Source organism: Pseudomonas sp. GW821-FHT11D10, from assembly GCF_058808435.1.
Map to the genome: position 1 here is coordinate 112349 of NZ_JBXARR010000012.1, position 20646 is coordinate 132994.

Below are 20646 nucleotides of genomic sequence, written 5' to 3' on the forward strand. Positions count from 1 at the left end.
TCATGTCGATCGAAGTGCGTAACGTCAGCAAGAATTTCAATGCGTTCAAGGCGCTGGACAACATCAGCCTGGACATCCACAGCGGTGAACTGGTGGCTCTGCTCGGCCCGTCCGGCTGCGGCAAGACCACCCTGCTGCGCATTATTGCCGGTCTGGAAACCCCGGATAACGGCAACATCGTGTTCCACGGCGAAGACGTATCCGGCCATGACGTGCGGGATCGCAACGTCGGTTTCGTGTTCCAGCACTACGCCCTGTTCCGCCACATGACGGTGTTCGACAACGTCGCGTTCGGCCTGCGCATGAAACCGAAAAACCAGCGCCCGACCGAAAGCCAGATCGCGACCAAGGTCCACGAGCTGCTGAACATGGTGCAACTGGACTGGCTGTCGGATCGTTATCCGGAGCAACTGTCCGGCGGCCAGCGTCAGCGTATCGCCCTGGCCCGCGCCCTGGCGGTAGAGCCGAAAGTGCTGCTGCTCGACGAGCCGTTCGGCGCCCTCGACGCCAAGGTGCGCAAAGAGCTGCGCCGCTGGCTGGCGCGCCTGCACGAAGACATCAACCTGACCTCGGTGTTCGTGACCCACGATCAGGAAGAGGCGATGGAAGTGGCCGACCGCATCGTGGTGATGAACAAGGGTGTGATCGAGCAGATCGGCTCACCGGGTGACGTCTACGAAAACCCGGCCAGCGATTTCGTCTATCACTTCCTCGGCGATTCGAACCGTCTGCATCTGGGCGATGACAACCACGTGCTGTTCCGCCCGCACGAAGTGTCGCTGTCGCGGCATGAACTGGAGGATCACCACGCCGCTGAAGTCCGCGATATCCGGCCGCTGGGCGCGACCACGCGGGTGACGTTGAAGGTTGAAGGCCAGACGGATCTGATCGAGGCGGAAGTGGTGAAGGATCACGACAGCCTGACCGGTTTGGCGAAAGGTGAGACGTTGTTCTTCAAGCCGAAGGTCTGGCAGAAAGTCGCCAACCTCTAAAAGCATCGCTCGTTCCCACGCAGAGCGTGGGAACGAGCGAGCCGGGCAGTGATTCAGACAGCCGCGCGATTCGGATTCACCCGCACCACACCCGCCCGCGCCTCGATCTGCTCTTTCAGCTCATGCCGCATCCCGAGCATGAACGCCAGCTCAGCCACCACAAACAGCGGCCCGACAATCAACCCGCTCAAGTCATCGACGAACGCAGGTTTGCGCCCTTCATAGTGGTGCCCGACAAACTGGATCACCCAGCCGATCACGAACATCGCCAGACCGCTGCTCAGCCAGACCATGGTGCTCTGCTGCGCCAGGACATGCCCGGCCCAGACCGACAGCCCCATCAACACGGTCATCAGAACCCCGAGCTTCAGCTCCAGACGCAGGTAAAACCACGCCGAAGCAAGGGCGGCGATCACCGCCGGGGAAATCCACAATCCGCCCACCGACCATTCCGGTCGCGACAACAGCACGGCCACCGCCACCACAATCAGCGGAATCCCGATAAAGTGGCTGGCAATGTTGCGCGGGTCACGGTGGTAAGCGGCGTATTGACTCAAATGATCGACGAGGCTTTTCATTGTTGTTCCTCCTGTAGGGTGATCGAATCATGCCCCGGGTTCACGGCTCGCTCTGTCAGGCAGGCGACAATCTTTAGGAGAACGCATGGATAAGGTCTGGCGCGAGCGCCTGCTGACCGGGCAATGGTTCAGTCATCTGCCTTCGTCCTTTCAGGATAGTCTGCTGGCGGCGGCCCGGGAGCGGCGGCTGGCGGCGGGGCAGCGCTTGTTTCAGCGCGGTGATGCGCCGTGCGGGCTGTACGCGGTGCTCGACGGCGCGGTACGCATCGGCGCGGTCAGCGAGCAGGGCAAGGAGGCGTTGCTGAGCCTGGTGGAGGCGCCCCACTGGTTCGGCGAAATCTGCCTGTTCGATGGTCAGCCACGTACCCACGATGCCTACGCGGTCGGGCCTTGCACCCTGCTGAACATTCCCCAGGCCACGCTGCTGAAACTGCTCGACGAACAGCCCGTCTACTGGCGCCATCTCGCTCTGTTGATGAGCCACAAACTGCGCCTGACCTTCATCAACCTCGAACAGCTGAGCTTGCTGCCTGCCCCGGCGCGTCTGGCCCATCGCCTGCTGATGATCGCCGAGGGCTACGGCGAACTCGATCCACCGCGCCGGGTGTTGCAACTGCCCCAGGAACAGCTGGCGTCGATGCTGTCGCTGTCGCGGCAGACCACCAACCAGATCCTCAAGGAGTTGCAGGGGCAGGGGATTATCGGACTGAGTTATGGCGAGATCGAAATCCTCGACGCCGCGCGACTGCGGACCCTGGCGACCCTCTGATCTCCACCTGCCAGTGGCTTACGAACCGCGATAAGTGGAGAAACCATACGGGCTCAGCAGCAACGGAATGTGATAGTGCTGATCCGTCTGCTTCACTTTAAAGATCACCGGAATCTCCGGGAAAAACGTCTCGTGTTTGGCCTTCTCGAAGTACTCGCCGGTCTTGAATACCACCCGATATTCACCCGCCTCGAACGGTTTGTTCGCCGGGAACAGTTCGGCGATCCGCCCTTGTTCATTGGTGGTGCCCTGCGCCAGCGACTGCCAGTCCTGGCCGACATGGCGTTCCAGCGTCACGTTGATGCCCGGCGACGGCAGGCCGTTTTCCAGATTGAGCACGTGCACGCTCAGCGGGTTGCCGGCGGCCAGCGCCAGGCTCGAAAAAGCGCTCAGGCCAAGCGCGGCGAAAGTCATGCGCAGTGGGGTCATGGTGATGCTCCTGGGTTCAAATACGGTTGATGGACAGGCCGACGATTTCGGCAGCTTTGATCGCGCAGTTTTCGTCCTGCTCGCCGCCGCCGGAACCGGCCACGCCTATGGCACCGACCAGTTCTTTCCCGGCAAACAAAGGGATGCCACCGCCGAGCAACAGCAACTCATCGAGGGTGTTGAGGTTGGCGGTTTCCGGGTTGCTTCGGGCGCGCTCGGCGAACAGCCGGGTCGGGGTTTTCGTCGACAGCGCGGTGTAGGCCTTGCGTTGGCTGGCGGCGGTGTTGTGCGGGCCGATACCGTCGCCGCGCAAGGTCACCAGCAGGTTGCCGCCTCGGTCGAGCACCGACACCGTGGCGGTGCAGTTTTCCAGCGCCGCGTCGGCCAGCAGCCGTGCGGTTTTCAGATCGAGATCGGCGTGACTGGGCAGCTCAGGCGCGGCGAACGCGGCGCCGCTTAGGCCGATTGCCAGGCTGGCAATCAGGTATTTGACGGTGGTCATGGGCAGGCTCCAAAAGCGAAGGCCGCCACCTTATCCGCCAGTCCCCGTCGAAACCTCGTCAGCCGGATTACAAGTTTGTAATGGGCAACGCGGCCGAAGGGGCCTAGCCTGTGCCTCTGATCAATCGAGGTGTGCCATGCGTTTGCTGGTTGTAGAAGACGAAGCCAAAACCGCGAACTTCCTCGCCAAAGGGCTGGGCGAGTCGGGTTTCGCCGTGGATGTGGCGCTGAATGGCCTCGACGGGCGCTACTTCATCGAGCAGCAGGCATATGACCTGATCATCCTCGACGTGATGCTGCCGGGCCTCAACGGCTGGCAACTGCTGCAGCTGATCCGCCAGCGCGGCGCCACGCCGGTGCTGTTCCTGACGGCGAAGGATGCCATCGAAGATCGCGTGCGAGGCCTCGAACTGGGGGCCGATGACTATTTGCTCAAGCCGTTCGCCTTCGCCGAATTGCTCGCGCGGGTGCGCACGTTGTTGCGGCGCGGGCCGATGCGCGAAGCCGAGTCGTACAGCATCGCCGACCTGGAAATCGACGTGCTGCGCCGCCGGGTCAGCCGTGGCGGCCAGCGCATCGCCCTGACCAACAAGGAATTCGCCCTCCTGCATTTGCTCGCCAGCCGACAGGGTGAAGTGCTGTCGCGCACGCTGATCGCTTCGCAGGTGTGGAACCTGAATTTCGACAGCGACACCAACATGGTCGAAGTCGCAGTGCGCCGCTTGCGTTCGAAAGTCGATGATCCGTACATGCCCAAACTGATCCACACCGTGCGCGGGGTCGGCTATCAACTCGAAGCGCCCGACGATGCGCTCTAGGTCAATCGCCTGGCGCCTGGCACTGGCGTTCGCTGCCGTCTGTGCGCTGGTACTCAGCGCGATCGGCGTGTTCCTGTATCGCTCGCTGGCCTCGGAAATCGCCTGGCGCGACGACATGGCGTTGCTCGGTCGTCTGGAACAGGTGCGCGCATTGCTCGCCGACAGCGACAGCCTCGACGCCTTGCAGGCGCGGCCACGGCTGTACCAGAACATGCTCGGCAACCTCGACAGTCTGCTGCTGGTGCAACGCGCGGATGGCTCGAATGTGATCACCATCAACCCTCGCCAACGCGCACTGCCGCCCGTGCAGGCCATCCCCCGGGATCAACCGCCGCAACGCCGTGATGTGCTGACCTGGCAGGCGGCGGACGGTATCGAGCTGGCCCTGTTGTCAGGTCAGGCCCAAGGCCCGAACGGCGAAGCGCTGACCGTGATCGCCGGCAAGGTCTTGAGCGAGCGCGAACAGATGCTCGGCAGCTATCGCCTGCGCTTGTATCTGGCCGTCGGCCTGGGTGCCGTACTCGCTTTCACGCTGGGCCTGGTGCTGTTGCGCCGAGGTTTGCGGCCTCTGCGCAAGCTGAGTGAAGCGCTGCGCGGCATCGACCTGCGCAGCCTCGACCAACGCGTTCCCACCGCCGGCACGCCAGCGGAATTGTTGGAGCCGGTGCACGCGCTGAACGGCATGCTGGTGCGGCTGGACGACGGCTTCCAGCGCCTCTCACAGTTTTCCGCCGACCTCGCCCACGAAATCCGCACGCCGTTGCACACCTTGCTCGCGAGCAACGGTCAGGCACTGAATTACCCGCGCAGCAGCACCGAGTATCAGGAAGTGCTGGCGTCGAACATGGAAGAGTTCGAACGGCTCAAGCGCATGGCCGAGAACCTGATGTTTCTCGCCCGCGCCGAGCAAGCGGAACGAGCACTCGATCTGCGCACGCTGGAACTGCACGAAATCGGCGATGAGTTGTGCGACTACTTCGAGGCCTTGGCCGATGACCGTCAAATCCGCCTCGAAAACACGCTCAGCGGAGAATTGCTGGCGGATCAGCAACTGCTGCAACGCGCCTTGGGCAACCTGTTGGCCAACGCCGTACGCCACGCCGATGCCGGCTCGGTCATCAGCCTGTGCCGTCGCGATGAGCCAGGCATGTGCTGGTTGCAAATCCACAACCTCGGCCCGGTCATCGCGGAGGAGCATCTGGGCAAACTGTTCGACCGCTTCTACCGCGTCGACCCGTCCCGCGCGGAGCCGGGAGATTCCGGCGGCCTGGGACTGGCGATCGTGCAGTCGATCATGCAGTTGCATGGGGGGCGGGTGCGGGTGAGCAGTGATGCAAATGGCACCGTGTTTGAACTGGGGTTTATGTTGGTCTGACGGGCGCTTTCGCGGGCAAGCCCGCTCCCACAATGGTCGAGATGTGACACGGATTTTTTGTACGCCCCCAATCCTTGTGGGAGCGGGCTTGCCCGCGAAGAGGCTGGTCGATTCAGTACAAATTCCAGCCCCCTCAGCGCAACTGATCCCGAAACTGCCCCGGCGTCATCCCCGTCCAGCGTTTGAACGCGCGGCTGAAGCTGCTGGTGTCGGCAAATCCCAACAGATAACTGACCTCGCTCAGCGAGCATTGCGGATCGCGCAGGTGCAGCAGTGCGAGGTTTTCGCGGCTTTCGTTCAGCAGGGTGTCGAAGCGACAACCCTCGTCCGCCAGATGCCGTTGCAGGCTGCGCAGGCTCAGGTGCAGGGCCTGGGCGATGCGTTCGGCGCTGGGTTCGCCTTCGGGCAGTTGTTCTTCGATGGCGTCGCGTACCTTGCGCTCCCAGGTCAGCGGCTTGAGCTGGGCGAGGGTGCGTTTGAGCACCGCTTCGTTGTGCTCGGCGAGTTCCGGGTTGGCGTCGTCGAGGTGGCTGTCGAAGTCGGTGAGGGCGAATTCGATCCGGTCCTCGTCTGCGGAAAAATGCACCGGCGAGCGGAACACCTTGTGCCATTGATGCGCATCGGCTGGTTCCGGGCGACGTAGATACACCGCCAATGGTGCGTAGTCGCGGCCCAGGCGATTGCGGCAGGTGCGCACGTAAATCGCGGCAAACGCGTCGATGGCCTCGAAGGCGGGCGCCGGGTTGTCGGCCGGGATCTTCAGGCGAAACCGATAGCGGTCTTCGGTGCGGGTCAGCTCCAGTTCCAGCGCGTCGCTGACCACCTGGTGATAACGCACGATCCGCTCGAACACTTCCCGCAGGCTGCCGCTGGCCACTAACGCGTAGCCCAATGCGTGAAACGTCGTGGGGCTGACAAAGCGCGACACTCGCAAACCAATCGCCGGATCACCGCTGACCTGCACCGCGATTTCCCACAGGCGGGTGGTCGCGGACAACGGATAGCGGGCGTTCGGGTCGTCCATCAGTTGCGGATCGAGCCCGGCCTGCTGGCACAGGGCAGTGCTGTCCAGACCCAGCGCGTCGAGTTGCTTGCGCAGGGCACGGGTCCAGCTGGCGAGAGAAGTCGGTTCCTTCATGCTGATTGGCGCTTCCGGTCAACAGGTTGGCGTTCTCGGCTACCGCGTCCGGACCCTGCGCGGGGCAGGATGCGAACATCAATAACCAGAGGATGGAAGCATGGACCGTACTTCTGCAAGTCCCCAGCGACACAATGCTGCCCAGCGATCAGCGCATATTCGCGAAGTGGTGCTGGCCAAAGGCGTCGAGCTGCGTGAGCGCTACCCGATTCTCAAGCATCAGGACGCACTCGGCGCGGGGATTCTGGCGTTTGCCCTGGCCGGGATGATCGGTTCGGCGGCGCTCTATATCACCGGGCACATGGCGTGGTGGGCGTGCCTGTTGCTCAACGCGTTTTTCGCCTCGCTGACCCATGAGCTCGAACACGACCTGATCCACAGCATGTATTTCCGCAAACAGCGGGTGCCGCACAACCTGATGATGGGTCTGGTATGGCTGGCGCGGCCGAGCACGATCAACCCGTGGATCCGCCGTCATTTGCACCTCAATCATCACAAGGTGTCCGGCACTGAAACCGACATGGAAGAGCGGGCGATCACCAACGGCGAGCCCTGGGGTTTTGCGCGGTTGCTGATGGTCGGGGACAACGTGATGTCAGCGTTCATCCGCATGCTGCGGGCCAAGACCTGGGCGCATAAGTTCAGCATCATCAAGCGCACTTTGAAGGTCTACGCGCCGCTGGCGCTGGTGCATTGGGGGGCGTGGTATGTGTTTCTCGGGTTCCATGCCGCCAATGGCATCGCCTACTTGATGGGCTCGCCGGTTGAATGGTCGGCGACCACGTTGTCGGTGATGCAAGTGATCGATATCGCCGCCGTGGTGATCATTGGCCCGAACGTGTTGCGTACCTTCTGCCTGCACTTCATCAGTTCGAACATGCATTACTACGGGGATGTGGAACCGGGCAATGTGCTTCAGCAATGTCAGGTGTTGAACCCGTGGTGGCTGTGGCCGTTGCAGGCGTTCTGCTTCAACTTCGGCAGCAGTCACGGGATTCATCATTTTGTGGTGAAGGAGCCATTTTATATTCGCCAGCTGACGGTGCCGGTGGCGCATAAGGTGATGCGGGAGATGGGGGTTCGGTTTAATGATTTCGGGACGTTCGGGCGGGCGAACCGGTTTGTTCGCAAGGAGGAAGTCCTCCAGAAAGAAGTGCAGACGGCTCAGGCTTGAAGGTATCCGAAGCTATCGCCGGCGAACCGGCGATAGCCTTACATCAGCCCCTCCTCAATCCGGCTGAAACGGCGACTCGCTCAGAATCACCCCGGTCTCCTCCACATACCGCTGCCAATGCTCGATCAGCGCTTCAAGCTTCTGCGGCTGACTCGACGCCAGGTCATGAATCTCCCCTGGATCACTCCCCAGGTCATAAAGCTGCCAGGTCGCCGGCCCCACCGGCCCGGGAATCCACACCGCCTTCCATTGCCCCTGCCGAATCGCCCGGCGCCCGAACAGTTCCCAGCCGGTGACGGTGTGTTCGTCATGCACCTGCGCCGTCTCGCCGGACAGGAAACCCAGCCACGATTTACCACGCAAGGGCGCCACCGGCTTACCGTGCCACTGCTTGCCCGGATGCCGCACGCCGGCCAGATCGAGGATGGTCGGTGTGATGTCCATCACCGTGCCGAAACCATGGCTGATCTGCCCCTTCAGCGGCAGCTGCGGATAGTGCAACAGTGCCGGAACGCGAATCCCGCCCTCGGTGGTGAACGCCTTGAACAGGCGAGACGGCGCGGTCGCCACCTGCGCCCAGTTCGGGCCGTACCAGACGTAGGAATTGGCGCGGCCGATGTTGTCGAGGCTGTTGTCGTAATGCTGGCTCAGATAGGTCACCAGCTCCGGACCGAATTTCGGAAAGGCCTCCAGCAGCGCGCCTTCGGCACCGTTGTCGGACATGAACAGGATGAAGGTGTTGTCGAGCTGACCTTGCTGACGCAGGTAATCGACGACGCGGCCGATGTTCCAGTCCATGCGCTCGACCATCGCGGCGTAAACTTCCATCGCCCGGGCGGAAATGCGTTTTTGCTCATCGCTCAGCGCAGCCCATTGCGCGGTCAGCTGGATCAGCGGATGCGGTTCGACATCCGGCTCGATCAGTCCCAGCGACTTGAGTTTTTCCAGACGCTCGAGGCGCAGCACTTCCGGTCCCGCGTCGTAGCGGCCACGGTATTTTTCGACGATGTCGGCGGGCGCCTGCAACGGCCAGTGCGGCGCGGAAAACGGCAGATACGCGAAGAACGGCCGACTCTGATCGCGCTCCTTGAGGTACTGCAACAGCTTGTCGCCGAAGGCGTCGGAGGAATAGAAATCCTTGGGCAATTCGTCGATGAACGTGTCGTCCTCGATGTACAGCGCCGGGGTGGATTTCAGCAGGCCGGGCGTGTGTTCATCGTAGGTCGGTTCGAATCCGTAGTGGTTCGCCGCGCCGGGCAGCAGCGAGAACGAACGCTCGAAACCTCGGGCGTGGGGCGCCAGTTCGGCGGTCAGGCCCAGGTGCCATTTGCCGCTCATCAAGGTCTGGTAACCGGCCTCGCGCAGCAACTCCGGCAGCGCGACGACGCGGTCGTTGAGGTAACCCTCGTAACCCGGTTTGCCGATCAGCTCCGGGGTCAGGGTTTCGGCCATGGTGCCGATGCCGGCGATGTGGTGATCGGTGCCGGTGAGCAGCATCGAGCGGGTCGGCGAGCAGGTTGGGGCGGTATGAAAATCGGTCAGGCGCAGGCCATTGTTGGCCAGGGCATCGAGGTTCGGCGTGGCGATTTCGCCGCCGAAGGCACCGATGTCGGAGAAGCCGAGGTCATCGGCCAGAATCACCAGAAAGTTGGGACGTTGCGGCATCAACAGGCTCCTGTTCAGCAGGCAATGAACGACAGCGGCAGATCGCGGATCTGCACCGGTGCGCTCGGTTGGTAATGGTCGTCACTGGTCAGCTCGTGCAGCAGTTCTTCGCGCAACTGGTGGAAGTCGAAACTGCTGCGCTGGCGCGGATGGGGCAGGGCGATGTCCACCACCTGTTTGATCCGGCCGGGGCGCGGTTCCATGACCACCACGCGGTCGGCGAGGAAAATCGCTTCCTCGACATCGTGGGTGACCAGAATCGTGGTGATCTTTGCCCGCTCGCGAATTGCCAGCAGCTCGTCCTGCATCTGCTGGCGGGTCAGCGCGTCGAGGGCGCCGAAAGGTTCGTCGAGCAACAGGATCCGTGGGCTCGCCACCAGACCGCGAGCAATCGCCACGCGCTGGGCCATGCCGCCGGAGAGTTGATGCGGGTAGGCGCGGGTGAAGTCGCGCAGGCCCACCAGCTCGATGAAATCGTTGATGCGTTGCTGCTTTTCAGCGGCGCTCAGCGGCTCGTTGACCAGGCCCAGGCCAATGTTGTCCGCCACCGTCAGCCACGGGAATAAACGGTGTTCCTGAAACACGATGCCGCGCTCGCCGCCGATGCCGCTGACGGCTTTGCCATCGACGCTGATCTGCCCGCGAAATTGTGTGTCGAGGCCCACCAGCAAACGCAGCAAGGTGGATTTGCCGCAGCCGCTGGAGCCGACGATGGCGACGAATTCGCCCTCGGCAATGTCGAGGTTGAATTCGCGAATCGCCTCCAGTTCGAAACCGTCGACGTCGAAGGATTTGCCTACATGGTTGAAGCTGACAATCGGTGCGTTCATGCGTGTCTCCAGCGGGTGGCGCGGATTTCCAGGCGTTGGCCAATGAGGTTGAGCAGGGCGCCGGTGAGGCCGACCAGCAGCATCCCGGCCATGATCAGGTCCATGCGCAGCAGTTGTTGGGCGCCGATCATCTGGCTGCCGATGCCGCCATTGGACGGCATGAAGTATTCGGCGCCGATGGTGCCGAGCCAGGCGTAGATCAGGCTCAGGCGCAGGCCGGCGAAAATCCCCGGCGCGGCGCCCGGCAATACCAGTCGCCGCAGGCGTTGAGCGAGGCTCAGGCGAAGGACCTGCGCGGCTTCGTTGAGTTGTGGCGAGAGGTTGGCGACGCTGCGTTGGGTCGCGACAAACAACGGAAAGAAAGCGGCGAGGGCGACGAACACCCACTTCGCCAGTTCGCCCAGACCGAACCAGGCGGTGAGCAGCGGCACCCAGGCGAAAATTGCGATCTGGCGCAGGGCGGCGAGGGTCGGCCCGAGCACGCGTTCGCTGGTGCGTGACAGACCGAGCAGCAAACCCAGAACGAGGCCGAGGCCGCCGCCAATCAACAGGCCGCCGAGTGTGCGGCCCAGGCTCAGGGCCATGCCCGAGATCAACGTGCCATCGAGCAATCCGTTTTTCGTCGCCTCAAGCACCGCCAACGGGCTGACCAGAATGTTGGCGTCGACCCATTGCTGATCGACCGCCAGTTGCCACAATGCAAACAGCGCCAGTGGCAGCAGCCACGGCTGCACGCGCTGCCAGCCTTCGTAGCGTGGGCCGCGACGGATTTCTGCCGTGGCCGGGTGCGGCCAGTGCACCAGTTTCCTGTCCAGCAGGCCGATGCCGCGATCCATCGCCACGCCGATCAGGCCGATCACTACGATGCACACGAAGACGATGTCGAGCATGAACAACTGACGCGCCCAGACCATCAGGTAACCGATACCTTCGCTGGAGGCCAGCAGCTCGACGGCAAGCAACGAAGTCCAGCCAGCGGCCAGCGCCAGTCGCACGCCGGCCATGAAAGCGGGGAGGGCGGCGGGCAGCACCAGTCTGCGAATCAGCAACCGTGGTGGCAGGCGCAACACGGCGGCGGCTTCGCGCAGTTTCGGTTGTGCGTCACGCACGCCGACCAAGGTGTGCAGGGTCACCGGCACCACAATGGCCTTGATCAGCACCACCAGTTTCAGCACTTCGCCGATGCCGAAAAACACCATGAACAGCGGAATCCACGCCAGCGTCGGCACCTGGGCCAGGCCGGCGAAAGTCGGGAAGATCAAGCGTTCGAGACGACGGCTGAAACCCAGTGCCGCACCGAGTACCGCGCCGGCGGTAACGCCCGCCAGCAGGCCCCAGAACAACCGTTGCAGACTGATCCACAAGTGACTCCACAACTCGCCCTGGGACAGCTCGATCGCGCTGTTCCACACCAGTGACGGCGCCGGCAGGATCTGTTCGCTCATCCATTGATTGCGCGCCGCCAGCCACCACAGGGCGAACAGTCCGAGCGGTAATATCCAGGGTAAAACGCGGTGGCTCAGGCTTGGCCAGGTACGCCGGCTTTTCAACGGCGGTGCGGCCAGTGGCAGGCTGAGCAGGGATTCACGGGCCATGGTGACCTCCGTTGTCGGGTTGGATCGAGTCAGCGGAATTAGCTAAGAACCAATGGTTATAAGCGAGTTGGAAAATAATCATTTTGGAGATAAGCAGCGCCATTTAAGGCCTCCAGCCCTGCGCGCATCCAATGCATTCGAAGAATATTTTCGATGCTCTCCATGCATACGGCTCTGCATGTCCCGACTTTGCTGGCTTAGCGTGAAAAGCTATAAAAATGTGCTTTTTAAGTATTTAAGCGCTGATACGGATTGCGCCTACTTTCGGCTCCTCAATGCCCGCCGTGATCAGGAGCCGCACCCATGAACCTTCCCTTCAAACGTGTCATCAGTCTGTTTGCCGCGCCGGCACTGGCGGGTCTGCTGGTGTTCTCTGCCCAGGCCGACGAGCTCAAGGAAATCAGGATTGCCGTGCCTGATCTGAGCGCGGGTACTCAACACAGCGGCGGGGGCATCGTGGACGTGCTGCGTGATCAGCAGATCTTCGAAAAGGCCTTCGCCGATCAGGGCATCAAGATTCAGTGGAGTTTCTTCAAGGGCGCCGGTCCGGTGATCAACGAGGCGTTCGCCAATGGCCAAGTGGATCTGGCCTATCTGGGGGATCTGGCGGCCATCATCGGCAAGTCCAACGGTCTGGATACGCGCCTGCTCAGCGCCAGCGCCCGGGGTGTGAAGCAATACCTGGGCGTGGTGCCGGGTTCGGGGATCAAGACGTTGCAGGATCTCAAAGGCAAGCGCGTGGCGATCTTCCGGGGCACCGCGACCCAGTTGTCGTTCGATGCGGCACTGGCCAGCGTGGGCCTGAGCGAGAAGGACGTGAAAGTGATCAACCTCGATTTCAACGCAGCGGTTGCGGCGCTGGCGGCGAAGCAGATCGATGCGTCGTGGGGCAGCTCCGGTCTGACTGCATTGCAGGCCAAAGGCCTGGCCGAGTTGCCGCTTAACACCAAAGACCTTGGCGGCGCCGGCAGTGTGCAGTCGGTGCTGGTGGGCACTGGCAAGTTTGTCGACGGGCATCCGGAAGCCGTGGCGAAGTTGCTCAAAGCGCAGCAACAGGCAGTGGAGTGGCTGACTCAGGACAGCAACAAGGACGCTTACGTGCAGCTTGTGTCGGGACTGGCTAGTTATCCGCCAGTGATCCTGACCCAGGATCTGAAGGATCAGAATCTGAGCGAAGTATTCCCTTCGACACTGGACCCGCTGTTCCTCGAAAACCTGCAGGGCAAGGTGGATCTGGCGGCGCAGCAGAAGCTGATCCGCAAGCCGTTCAAGGTGAACGAGTGGGTAGCGCCTGAACTGGCGGCTGCGAAGCTCTGAGTCATGCGGTCATTCCCGCGCAGAGCGTGGGAATGACCCTCAAACCGCGACGCTGATCTCCTGCTTGTCCACCGCCACCAGCGTCTCGATCATCGCCCGCGCCGCCGGTGACAGCCGGAATCCCGTGCGGCTCACAATCCCGCACCGCGCATTCATGCTCTCCAGGTTCTGCGGCAGATTGCGCCAGTGCAGCAGCGCCAGCGAGCCTTGGGCGATGTCCTCGACAAACGCCTCTTCAGTGCCGACGCCAATCGCGTTGGATTGCAGCACCACTTTCACCAGCGCCGGAAAATGCTCGGTCTCGATGGTCGGTGAGAAATCGATCCGCCCGCTAAGATTCGCCAGCAGTTTGCGAATGCCCGGCGGGATCAGCGTGGTCGCCAGCGGGTAGTCGAACATGTCGTTGGTCGACAGGCTTTCCTTGGCGAGCAGCGGATGCCCCGGCCGGCAGAAAAACACCCCGCGCTTGGGCGTCAGCGGCTGGGTCTGGAAGTTCGGGTCGGACTCGAAATGGCGGATGTCGGCGATGAAGAATTCGATCTCCTCGCGGCTCAGGGCGCGGCTGAGTTTTTCCCAGTTATCCACCTGAAAACAGGTGCGCACTTTCGGGTGCGCATTGATGAATTGCGCCACCGCGTCCGGCACCAGTTTCACCGCCGGCGCCGGGCCGCAACCGAAGTGCAGTTCGCCGGCGTCGAGCTTGGTCATTTGCGTCACTTCGGCGCTGAGCAGTGCGGCGCCCTGCACCAGGGTCAGCGCGTGTTGCAGCACCACCTGGCCTTCGGGCGTGGGGCGCAGATCCTTGTTGCCGCGATCCACCAGCACGCAGCCGAACTCCTGCTCCAGCCCTTGAATGCTGCGGCTGAACGCCGGTTGAGTGATGCCCATGGCGTCGGCCGCGCGGACAAAACTGCGGTGTTCGTTGAGGGCGATGAAGTAGCGCAATTGGCGAAGATCCATATGCTTTTCCGGCATCCTAAAAATAGCTCGAAGGCATTTGCGACGAGGTTGCTTGAGGTTTTAAATGCAAGCTCTTATTCCGTCAACGAAGCATGTGAATATCTATTAGATGTAAATGGAATATAGATAGAGCGTTGTTTCGCTGCCGTCCAACCGCAAGCAGTCGATGAGGGTCTACCCATGAGCAATGCCGCACTCGCTGTAAAACCCGCTGTCCACGCGCTGGACATTCATCCGGTGGCCGGCCGTATCGGCGCCGAAATCCGTGGCGTGCACCTGTCCGGTGAGCTGGATGCCGCGACGGTTGAAGCCATTCAACAGGCGCTGATCCAGTACAAGGTCGTGTTCTTCCGCGAGCAGACCCAACTCGACGATCAACGCCAGGAAGCCTTCGCGCATCTGCTCGGTGAGCCCGTAGCGCATCCGACCGTGCCGTCCCGCGAGGGCACCCGTTACCTGCTGGAGCTGGACGGCGCCGAAGGGCAGCGCGCCAACTCCTGGCACACCGACGTGACCTTCGTCGATGCCTACCCGAAAGCCTCGATCCTGCGCTCGGTGGTGGCTCCGGCGTTCGGTGGCGACACGCTGTGGGCGAACACCGCGACCGCGTACAACGAACTGCCGAACGAATTGCGTGAGCTGGCAGACAAACTGGTGGCCGTGCACAGCAACGAGTACGACTACGCCGCCGTGAAGCCGGACGTGTCGGCGGAGAAGCTCGAGCGCTATCGCAAGATCTTCACCTCGACGGTTTACGAGACCGAGCACCCGGTAGTGCGTGTGCACCCGATCAGCGGCGAAAAGAGCTTGCTGCTGGGGCATTTCGTCAAACGCATCAAGGGCTATTCCCAGGCGGATTCGGCGCACCTGTTCGGCTTGCTGCAAAGTCATGTGATCCGCCAGGAGAACGTCGTGCGCTGGCGCTGGAAGGCCGGTGACGTGGCGATCTGGGATAACCGTTCGACGCAGCATTATGCGATTGATGATTACGGCACTCAGGATCGTGTGGTGCGTCGGGTGACGCTCAAAGGGGAAGTGCCGGTCGGGGCGAATGGGCAGCGTAGTCAGACCATCAAAGGGCGCGAGTAAGAGCAGAAGATCAAAAGCCCCTCACCCCCGCCCTCTCCCGGAGGGAGAGGGAGCTGACCGAGGTGTCTGGCGCTATACATCGATCTGAAGGATCAAGTCGATTATGGATTCAGCAAAGCTCATACAGGTCAGCGTAAATCACCAATATCCCGCGGTCAGTCCCCTCTCCCTCCGGGAGAGGGTTAGGGTGAGGGGGCTCTTGCTCTTGCCTTCGCTCGATCTCTACCAAACCCCAATCTGCACCATCTTCTCCGTCTCCGGCTCTCCATAACGAAACCGTTGCCCCCGCAAATCAATCTCCTGATGACTGATCGTCGTGCGCCGCTTCAGCCCGCGCACCCACTCGAACAGATACCCCGCATGCTCCTCGCGCACCGTCGCATACGCCGGGTCCGCGCCCAGATCCTGCAGCTCCTGCGGATCATTCAACAGATCGAAAAGCTGCGGCCGGAAGCCATCGTACGCCAGGTATTTCCAGCGTTCGCTGCGCACCATGGTCATGCGGCAGCGGTCGATCGGCTGGCCCAGTCGCTCACGTGCCGGGGCCTGAAAGGCGTAGTCGTATTCGCTGATCGCATAGTGGCGCCAGTCAGGGTTTTCACCGTGCAGCAGCGGAATCAACGAGCGACCCTCCAGTCGATGCTCGGCCCCCGTCACGCCCAGCGCTTCGAGAAAGGTCGGCACGCCGTCGATGGTTTCCGCCAGGCGTTCATCCACCGTGCCCCGCGTGGCATCCGCCGCCGCACGCGGGTCACGCACGATCAAGGGGACGCCCACCGCCTGTTCCAGCAAAAACTCCTTCTCCCCCAGCCAGTGATCGCCCAGAAAGTCGCCGTGATCGCTGGTGAACACGATCAGCGTGTCCTCCCAACGGCCGTTGCTTTGCAGGAAATCGAACAGCCGCCCCAGCTGATCATCGACCTGTTTGACCAGGCCCATGTACGTCGGGATCACGTTCAGTCGTACCGGATCTTTGGAGAAATTCAGGCTTTCCTCATGCTGGCGAAAGGCCTGATAGACCGGGTGGTCGCTTGGAGAGGCATTACGTACCGGTTCGAGAATCGATTTCGTACTGTACAAGGTGTGGTACGGCGCCGGTACGATGTAGGGCCAGTGGGGTTTGATATAGGACAGGTGTAAAAACCACGGTTTTTCACCTTGCTCACCGATGAAGTCGATGGCTCGATTTGTAGTGTAGACAGTCTCTGAATGTTGCTCGGGAATTCGCGCTGGCAAATGGGCATTGCGCATTTTCCAGCCGCTGAGGATTTCGCCGTTGTCGCCTTCTGCCGCGTTGGCCCAGTCGTGCCAGGGGTTACGCCCTTCGAAACCCTGCTCGCGCAGGTAATGGGTGTAGGGAGCGGATTCGCGTTTGTCATCGAACAGCGGGTCGTCGGGGAAGATGCCGTCGTGACGAAAGTACGGCTCGAAGCCGACTTCGTTCAGCACTTCGGCTTGCGCGCTTTCAGGGTTGATCGCCAATCGTTGCAAGGCATCCACGTTGGCCGTGGCGTGGGTCTTGCCGACCAGCGCAGTACGAATGCCGTGAGGGCGCAGGTAATCGCCGATGGTCAGTTCTTCCAACGGCAGCGGCACCGCGTTCCACGCCACCTGATGGCTGCTGACATAACGCCCGGTGTAGGCCGACATCCGTGACGGCCCGCAGATCGTGCCCTGTGTATAGGCGCGGCTGAAGCGCACGCCGGCGGCGGCCAGACGGTCGATGTTCGGGGTGTGCAGGTGGGGGTGGCCGTAGCAGGAAAGGTAATCGCGGCGCAGTTGATCGCACATGATGTACAGCACGTTGCGCACGGGGTTTTGCGGGTTGGACATGGGGTTCACCAGTCAGAAAGACAGGCGAGGTTTTTCGCTTTCGGCGAGGGTGTTCGGCAAGTGCATTCGGGGAATGCTTGCCATGCATGAAACGCATGGGCTCAGACGGCGAGGTTCGCCAGTGAACACACCTCTTCTTCCACCGCGTCGATTGCCTTGATCTGCTCGATCATCGCTTCGGCCAACGGTGACAAGCGATACCCGGCGCGGCTGACAATTCCGTAACGGGTATAAAGCTCCTCCAGATCATCCGGCAACCCTTCGACCTTCAAGCAAACCAGCTCACCCCGGGCCTGATGCAGGGCATCCGAATAAGCGCCAACGATGCCGATCGCATCGGAGCGCAACACCACGCCGAGCAGGCTTGCGCTGTTTTCGCACTCCACATTCGGGACGAAATCCGGGCGACCACTGAGGTCGACGATGACCTTGCGCAGATTCGGCGGGCGAATGCTGACGGCCAGTGGATAACTCATCAATTGTTCGGCCGTGACTCGATCCGATGCGGCCAGCGGATGCCCGGCGCGACAGCAGAAATGCCATTTGCGCGGTCGCAACCGGTGGGTCAGATAATCCGGATCTGCCTCGAAGTGGCGGGTGTCGGCAACGAAGAATTCGAACTCTTCGCTCAGCAGCCGTTTGCTCAGGCTCTGCCAGTCATCAACCTGGTAATGCACCCGCGCTTTCGGGTAGCGGCCGATGAAGCTGCCGATCGCTCGCGGGATCAATCCTGCCGCCGGCGCCGGACCACAACCGAAGCGTAATTCCCCCGCCTCCAGCCCGTTGAACTGGCTGATCTCGTTGGCCATCTGCTGTGCGCCGCTGACCAGTCGCCGCGCGTGTTCAAGCAGCACCTGGCCCTGTTTGGTGGGCGGCAATTCCTTGCGCCCGCGATCCACCAACTGGCAACCGACGCTGTGCTCCAGCGCCTGAATGCTGCGGCTGAACGCCGACTGCGACAGGTTCACCGCCTGCGCGCCCGCGACGAAGCTGCGTTGTTCGGCAAGGGCGATGAAGTGTCTGAGTTGGCGCAAGTCGATATGCATTTTTCACATAAAAAATATCCGGGAAATGCATTGGATATGCATTAGGTCGACTCCTTATAAAGGCAATCTCTTATGCAGTAAATCTTTGTAAAAACATAAATAAATAACTTAAAAGAATATGCGGCACGGAAGATGTCTGCGTGTTTTTTGACCAGGAGCAGCCCCATGAGTCCGTTGAACCTCGCTTCACCGCCGCCGCCACGACGGCTCAAACGTCTGCCTCTGGCCCTGTTGCTGGCGGGGAGTGCCAGCTGGACCCAAGGCTACGCTGCGGAAACGGAAACCCCTGTGCCGGCACCGGCAGGCAAGACCGCGACCGCCACTTCGCAACTGGAAACCGTGACCGTCACCACTCGCCGTCGCGAAGAAAGTTCTCAGGACGTGCCGACGCCAATGAGCGTGGTCAGCGGCACGACTCTGGAGACGCAACGGGTCTACCGGATTCAGGATCTGCAGCAACTGGTGCCCAGCGTCAACGTCGCCTACATGCATGCGCGCCAGTCCAGCGTGTCGATCCGGGGCCTGGGCAACAACCCGGCCAGCGACGGTCTGGAAGGCAGCGTCGGGCTGTACATCGACAACGTTTATCTGGGTCGCCCGGGGATGGCGGTGTTCGACCTGATGGACATCGAACAGCTCGAAGTCCTGCGCGGGCCGCAAGGGACGTTGTTCGGCAAGAACACCACCGCCGGGGTGATCAACATCAGCACCCGCGCGCCGAGTTTCACCCCGGAGCGCAGCATCGAAACCTCGGTCGGCGAGGACGGGTATTTCCAGACCAAGGGCACGATTTCCGGGCCGCTCAACGATGTGCTGGCCGGGCGTTTGTCGGCCTATCGCACCCGCAGTGACGGCGACATCAAGAACGAATTCAACGGCCATGATCTGAACGGCGGATCCCGCGACGGTTTCCGTGCGCAGTTGCTGTTCAAGCCCAACGAAAACTTCAATCTGCGCTGGATCGGTGATTACAACGAAGAGGATTCCAGCGCCGGCACCCGCGTGCTGTACAACACCGGGCCGACCATCAATGGCGTCAATCTCTACTCGGCCCGCGCCGCTGCTGCCGGTGCGACGCTGGTCAACGGCTCGCACCGCAAGGTCAATCTGGACAGCGACCAGCACGTCACCGTGCATCAGGGCGGCACGTCGGTGGAGGCCAACTGGACCCTGCCGAGCGACTTCACCCTGACCTCGGTCAGCTCGTACCGCTTCTGGAATTTCACCCCGCGCAACGACGATGGCCTCAACGTGCCGGCGACCTACAACGCCGGGGTGTCGGTGGAGGACAAACAGTATTCCCAGGAATTTCGTCTCGCGTCGCCCAAGGGCGAATTCTTCGATTACGTCCTCGGCGCCTACTATTTCGGCTCGGACCTGGACAACAAATCCTTCGCCTATTACGGCCCGCAGGCGGACATCTGGAACGGCACGCCACGGGGCGCGCTGGCCAACGTCAACAGCGTCGGTCGTGGCCATATCAAGACCGACAGCTTCGCGCTGTTCGCCCAAGGCACCTGGCATCTGACCCCGCGTCTGGATTTCACCGCCGGGGTGCGTGGCACCTATGAAGAGAAGAACGCCTGGGTCAATCGTGATGCGCCGGTCGGTGGCGCCGCTGTCACGGGTGCCGCCGCCACTGCGCGACGTGGCCGGACCGGCGCCTACGATTCCGGCGATTTGAACCAGTACAGCTCCAGCCCGTCCGGATTGCTCAATCTCAGCTATCGCTTCACCGATGATCTGCTCGGCTACGCCACGTTGTCTCACGGTGAAAAATCCGGTGGGGTCAACCTTGTGGTCGGCTCGGCCCCGACCGCTGGTGCCGACTCGCTGCTGATCGGCACCGAGCGCGCCAACAACGCCGAACTCGGCTTCAAGAGCACCCTGTGGGATCGCCGTTTGCAGCTCAACGCCAACGTGTTCTGGACTCAGGTCAACGCCTATCAGACCAACGCCTACGACGACGTCAACCGGGTGCAATACCTGACCAACGCCGGTTCAGTGCGCTCACGTGGCGTGGAGTTCGAGAGCACCGTGATCCCGTTGCGCGGCCTGACGCTGAACTTCAACGGCTCGTACAACGACGTCAGTTACCTCTCGTACAAGGACGCCCCGTGCCCGCCGGAAGTCAGCCAGGCACCGGGTGCTCCGGCCTCTTGCGATCTCAGCGGCCATCAGGTGGTCGGCGCCTCGAAATGGATCGGCAACGCCAACGGCAAGTACGAATGGAATCTGGATAACGGTCTGCAACCTTACGTCACCGGCAGCTATGCGTTCCGCTCGAAAGCGGTGGGCACGGTCGAAGATTCCGATTACGGCCAGATCCCGAGTTACGCGGTGGTCAATCTCTCCACCGGCCTGCGCGGCGATTTCAATCAGGGTCAGTGGGACGTCTCGCTGTGGCTGAAAAACGCCTTCGACAAAACCTACTACACGACCCTGTGGACCGGCGGCAACGGCGGCTATGAAGGCCTGCTCGGTACGCCGCGCACCCTCGGCGTCACCGGTCGCTACGACTTCTGATTGATCTCTCA

The 20646-nt window shown here is 61.8% G+C and carries 18 protein-coding genes; 8 read left to right on the plus strand and 10 right to left on the minus strand.

Annotation, left to right across the window (positions count from 1 at the left end; genetic code table 11):
• Nucleotides 1-2: 2 nt before the first annotated feature.
• Nucleotides 3-992, plus strand: a complete 990-nt coding sequence (locus tag AC1RT4_RS27320) for a sulfate/molybdate ABC transporter ATP-binding protein (RefSeq protein WP_007952816.1) — start codon at nt 3-5, stop codon at nt 990-992.
• A 53-nt stretch (nt 993-1045) separates the two neighbouring features.
• Here AC1RT4_RS27320 and AC1RT4_RS27325 read toward each other — a convergent pair whose 3' ends face one another.
• Nucleotides 1046-1570, minus strand: coding sequence for an Mpo1 family 2-hydroxy fatty acid dioxygenase (locus tag AC1RT4_RS27325; protein ID WP_085684269.1), 525 nt, complete (start codon nt 1568-1570; stop codon nt 1046-1048).
• Nucleotides 1571-1655: 85 nt separating this feature from the next.
• On the opposite strand from AC1RT4_RS27325, the gene AC1RT4_RS27330 reads away from it, so the two are divergent.
• Nucleotides 1656-2339 carry a Crp/Fnr family transcriptional regulator gene (locus AC1RT4_RS27330; RefSeq protein ID WP_493089187.1) on the plus strand — a complete coding sequence of 228 codons (684 nt, stop codon included), beginning with the start codon at nt 1656-1658 and terminating at the stop codon, nt 2337-2339.
• Nucleotides 2340-2357: 18 nt separating this feature from the next.
• On the opposite strand, the gene uraH is transcribed toward AC1RT4_RS27330, so the two are convergent.
• Nucleotides 2358-2768: a hydroxyisourate hydrolase gene (gene uraH / locus AC1RT4_RS27335; protein WP_236181392.1), complete on the minus strand. Its 411-nt coding sequence runs from the start codon at nt 2766-2768 to the stop codon at nt 2358-2360.
• Between the two features lie 16 nt (nt 2769-2784).
• The gene (locus AC1RT4_RS27340; protein WP_493089190.1) at nt 2785-3270 is read right to left on the minus strand and encodes a GlcG/HbpS family heme-binding protein; all 486 of its coding nucleotides are present in this window, start codon (nt 3268-3270) and stop codon (nt 2785-2787) included.
• A 136-nt stretch (nt 3271-3406) separates the two neighbouring features.
• Here AC1RT4_RS27340 and AC1RT4_RS27345 point away from each other — a divergent pair, with 136 nt between their 5' ends.
• Both AC1RT4_RS27345 and AC1RT4_RS27350 read left to right on the plus strand, forming a co-directional pair.
• Entirely contained in the window at nt 3407-4087 is a 681-nt protein-coding gene (locus AC1RT4_RS27345) for a heavy metal response regulator transcription factor (RefSeq protein ID WP_119428570.1), read from the plus strand.
• Nucleotides 4077-5462: a heavy metal sensor histidine kinase gene (locus AC1RT4_RS27350; RefSeq protein ID WP_493089192.1), complete on the plus strand. Its 1386-nt coding sequence runs from the start codon at nt 4077-4079 to the stop codon at nt 5460-5462. The genes AC1RT4_RS27345 and AC1RT4_RS27350 overlap by 11 nt, the downstream gene beginning before the upstream one ends.
• 133 nt (nt 5463-5595) lie before the next feature.
• Here the strand turns inward: AC1RT4_RS27350 and AC1RT4_RS27355 are convergent, their stop codons facing one another.
• A complete protein-coding gene (locus tag AC1RT4_RS27355) occupies nt 5596-6600 on the minus strand; it encodes an AraC family transcriptional regulator (protein WP_493089194.1) in 1005 nt (334 codons plus the stop codon).
• 100 nt (nt 6601-6700) lie between these two features.
• Between AC1RT4_RS27355 and AC1RT4_RS27360 the strand changes: the two genes are divergently transcribed.
• Nucleotides 6701-7774 (plus strand): fatty acid desaturase, encoded by a 1074-nt coding sequence (locus AC1RT4_RS27360; RefSeq protein ID WP_493089196.1) that lies wholly within the window; start codon nt 6701-6703, stop codon nt 7772-7774.
• A 54-nt stretch (nt 7775-7828) separates the two neighbouring features.
• Here AC1RT4_RS27360 and AC1RT4_RS27365 read toward each other — a convergent pair whose 3' ends face one another.
• From AC1RT4_RS27365 to AC1RT4_RS27375, 3 genes are read right to left on the minus strand one after another with little or no spacing between them, the layout of a single operon-like run.
• Entirely contained in the window at nt 7829-9439 is a 1611-nt protein-coding gene (locus tag AC1RT4_RS27365) for an arylsulfatase (protein ID WP_493089198.1), read from the minus strand.
• A gap of 14 nt (nt 9440-9453) precedes the next feature.
• Nucleotides 9454-10269 carry an ABC transporter ATP-binding protein gene (locus tag AC1RT4_RS27370; RefSeq protein WP_273901307.1) on the minus strand — a complete coding sequence of 272 codons (816 nt, stop codon included), beginning with the start codon at nt 10267-10269 and terminating at the stop codon, nt 9454-9456.
• On the minus strand, nt 10266-11864 hold the full coding sequence (locus AC1RT4_RS27375) for an ABC transporter permease (protein WP_493089200.1): 1599 nt from the start codon (nt 11862-11864) through the stop codon (nt 10266-10268). Before AC1RT4_RS27375 ends, AC1RT4_RS27370 begins: the two co-directional genes overlap by 4 nt.
• A gap of 303 nt (nt 11865-12167) precedes the next feature.
• On the opposite strand from AC1RT4_RS27375, the gene AC1RT4_RS27380 reads away from it, so the two are divergent.
• Nucleotides 12168-13181, plus strand: a complete 1014-nt coding sequence (locus tag AC1RT4_RS27380) for an ABC transporter substrate-binding protein (RefSeq protein WP_493089202.1) — start codon at nt 12168-12170, stop codon at nt 13179-13181.
• A 39-nt stretch (nt 13182-13220) separates the two neighbouring features.
• Here the strand turns inward: AC1RT4_RS27380 and AC1RT4_RS27385 are convergent, their stop codons facing one another.
• Nucleotides 13221-14141, minus strand: coding sequence for a LysR family transcriptional regulator (locus tag AC1RT4_RS27385; RefSeq protein WP_039764497.1), 921 nt, complete (start codon nt 14139-14141; stop codon nt 13221-13223).
• Nucleotides 14142-14321: 180 nt separating this feature from the next.
• Between AC1RT4_RS27385 and AC1RT4_RS27390 the strand changes: the two genes are divergently transcribed.
• The gene (locus AC1RT4_RS27390; protein ID WP_493089204.1) at nt 14322-15230 is read left to right on the plus strand and encodes a TauD/TfdA dioxygenase family protein; all 909 of its coding nucleotides are present in this window, start codon (nt 14322-14324) and stop codon (nt 15228-15230) included.
• A 222-nt stretch (nt 15231-15452) separates the two neighbouring features.
• On the opposite strand, the gene AC1RT4_RS27395 is transcribed toward AC1RT4_RS27390, so the two are convergent.
• Nucleotides 15453-17063 carry an alkaline phosphatase family protein gene (locus tag AC1RT4_RS27395; protein WP_493089206.1) on the minus strand — a complete coding sequence of 537 codons (1611 nt, stop codon included), beginning with the start codon at nt 17061-17063 and terminating at the stop codon, nt 15453-15455.
• Nucleotides 17064-17164: 101 nt separating this feature from the next.
• Nucleotides 17165-18109 (minus strand): LysR family transcriptional regulator, encoded by a 945-nt coding sequence (locus AC1RT4_RS27400; protein ID WP_493089208.1) that lies wholly within the window; start codon nt 18107-18109, stop codon nt 17165-17167.
• 165 nt (nt 18110-18274) lie between these two features.
• On the opposite strand from AC1RT4_RS27400, the gene AC1RT4_RS27405 reads away from it, so the two are divergent.
• Complete coding sequence (locus AC1RT4_RS27405) at nt 18275-20635, plus strand: TonB-dependent receptor (protein ID WP_493089210.1); 2361 nt, start codon at nt 18275-18277, stop codon at nt 20633-20635.
• Nucleotides 20636-20646: the final 11 nt, after the last annotated feature.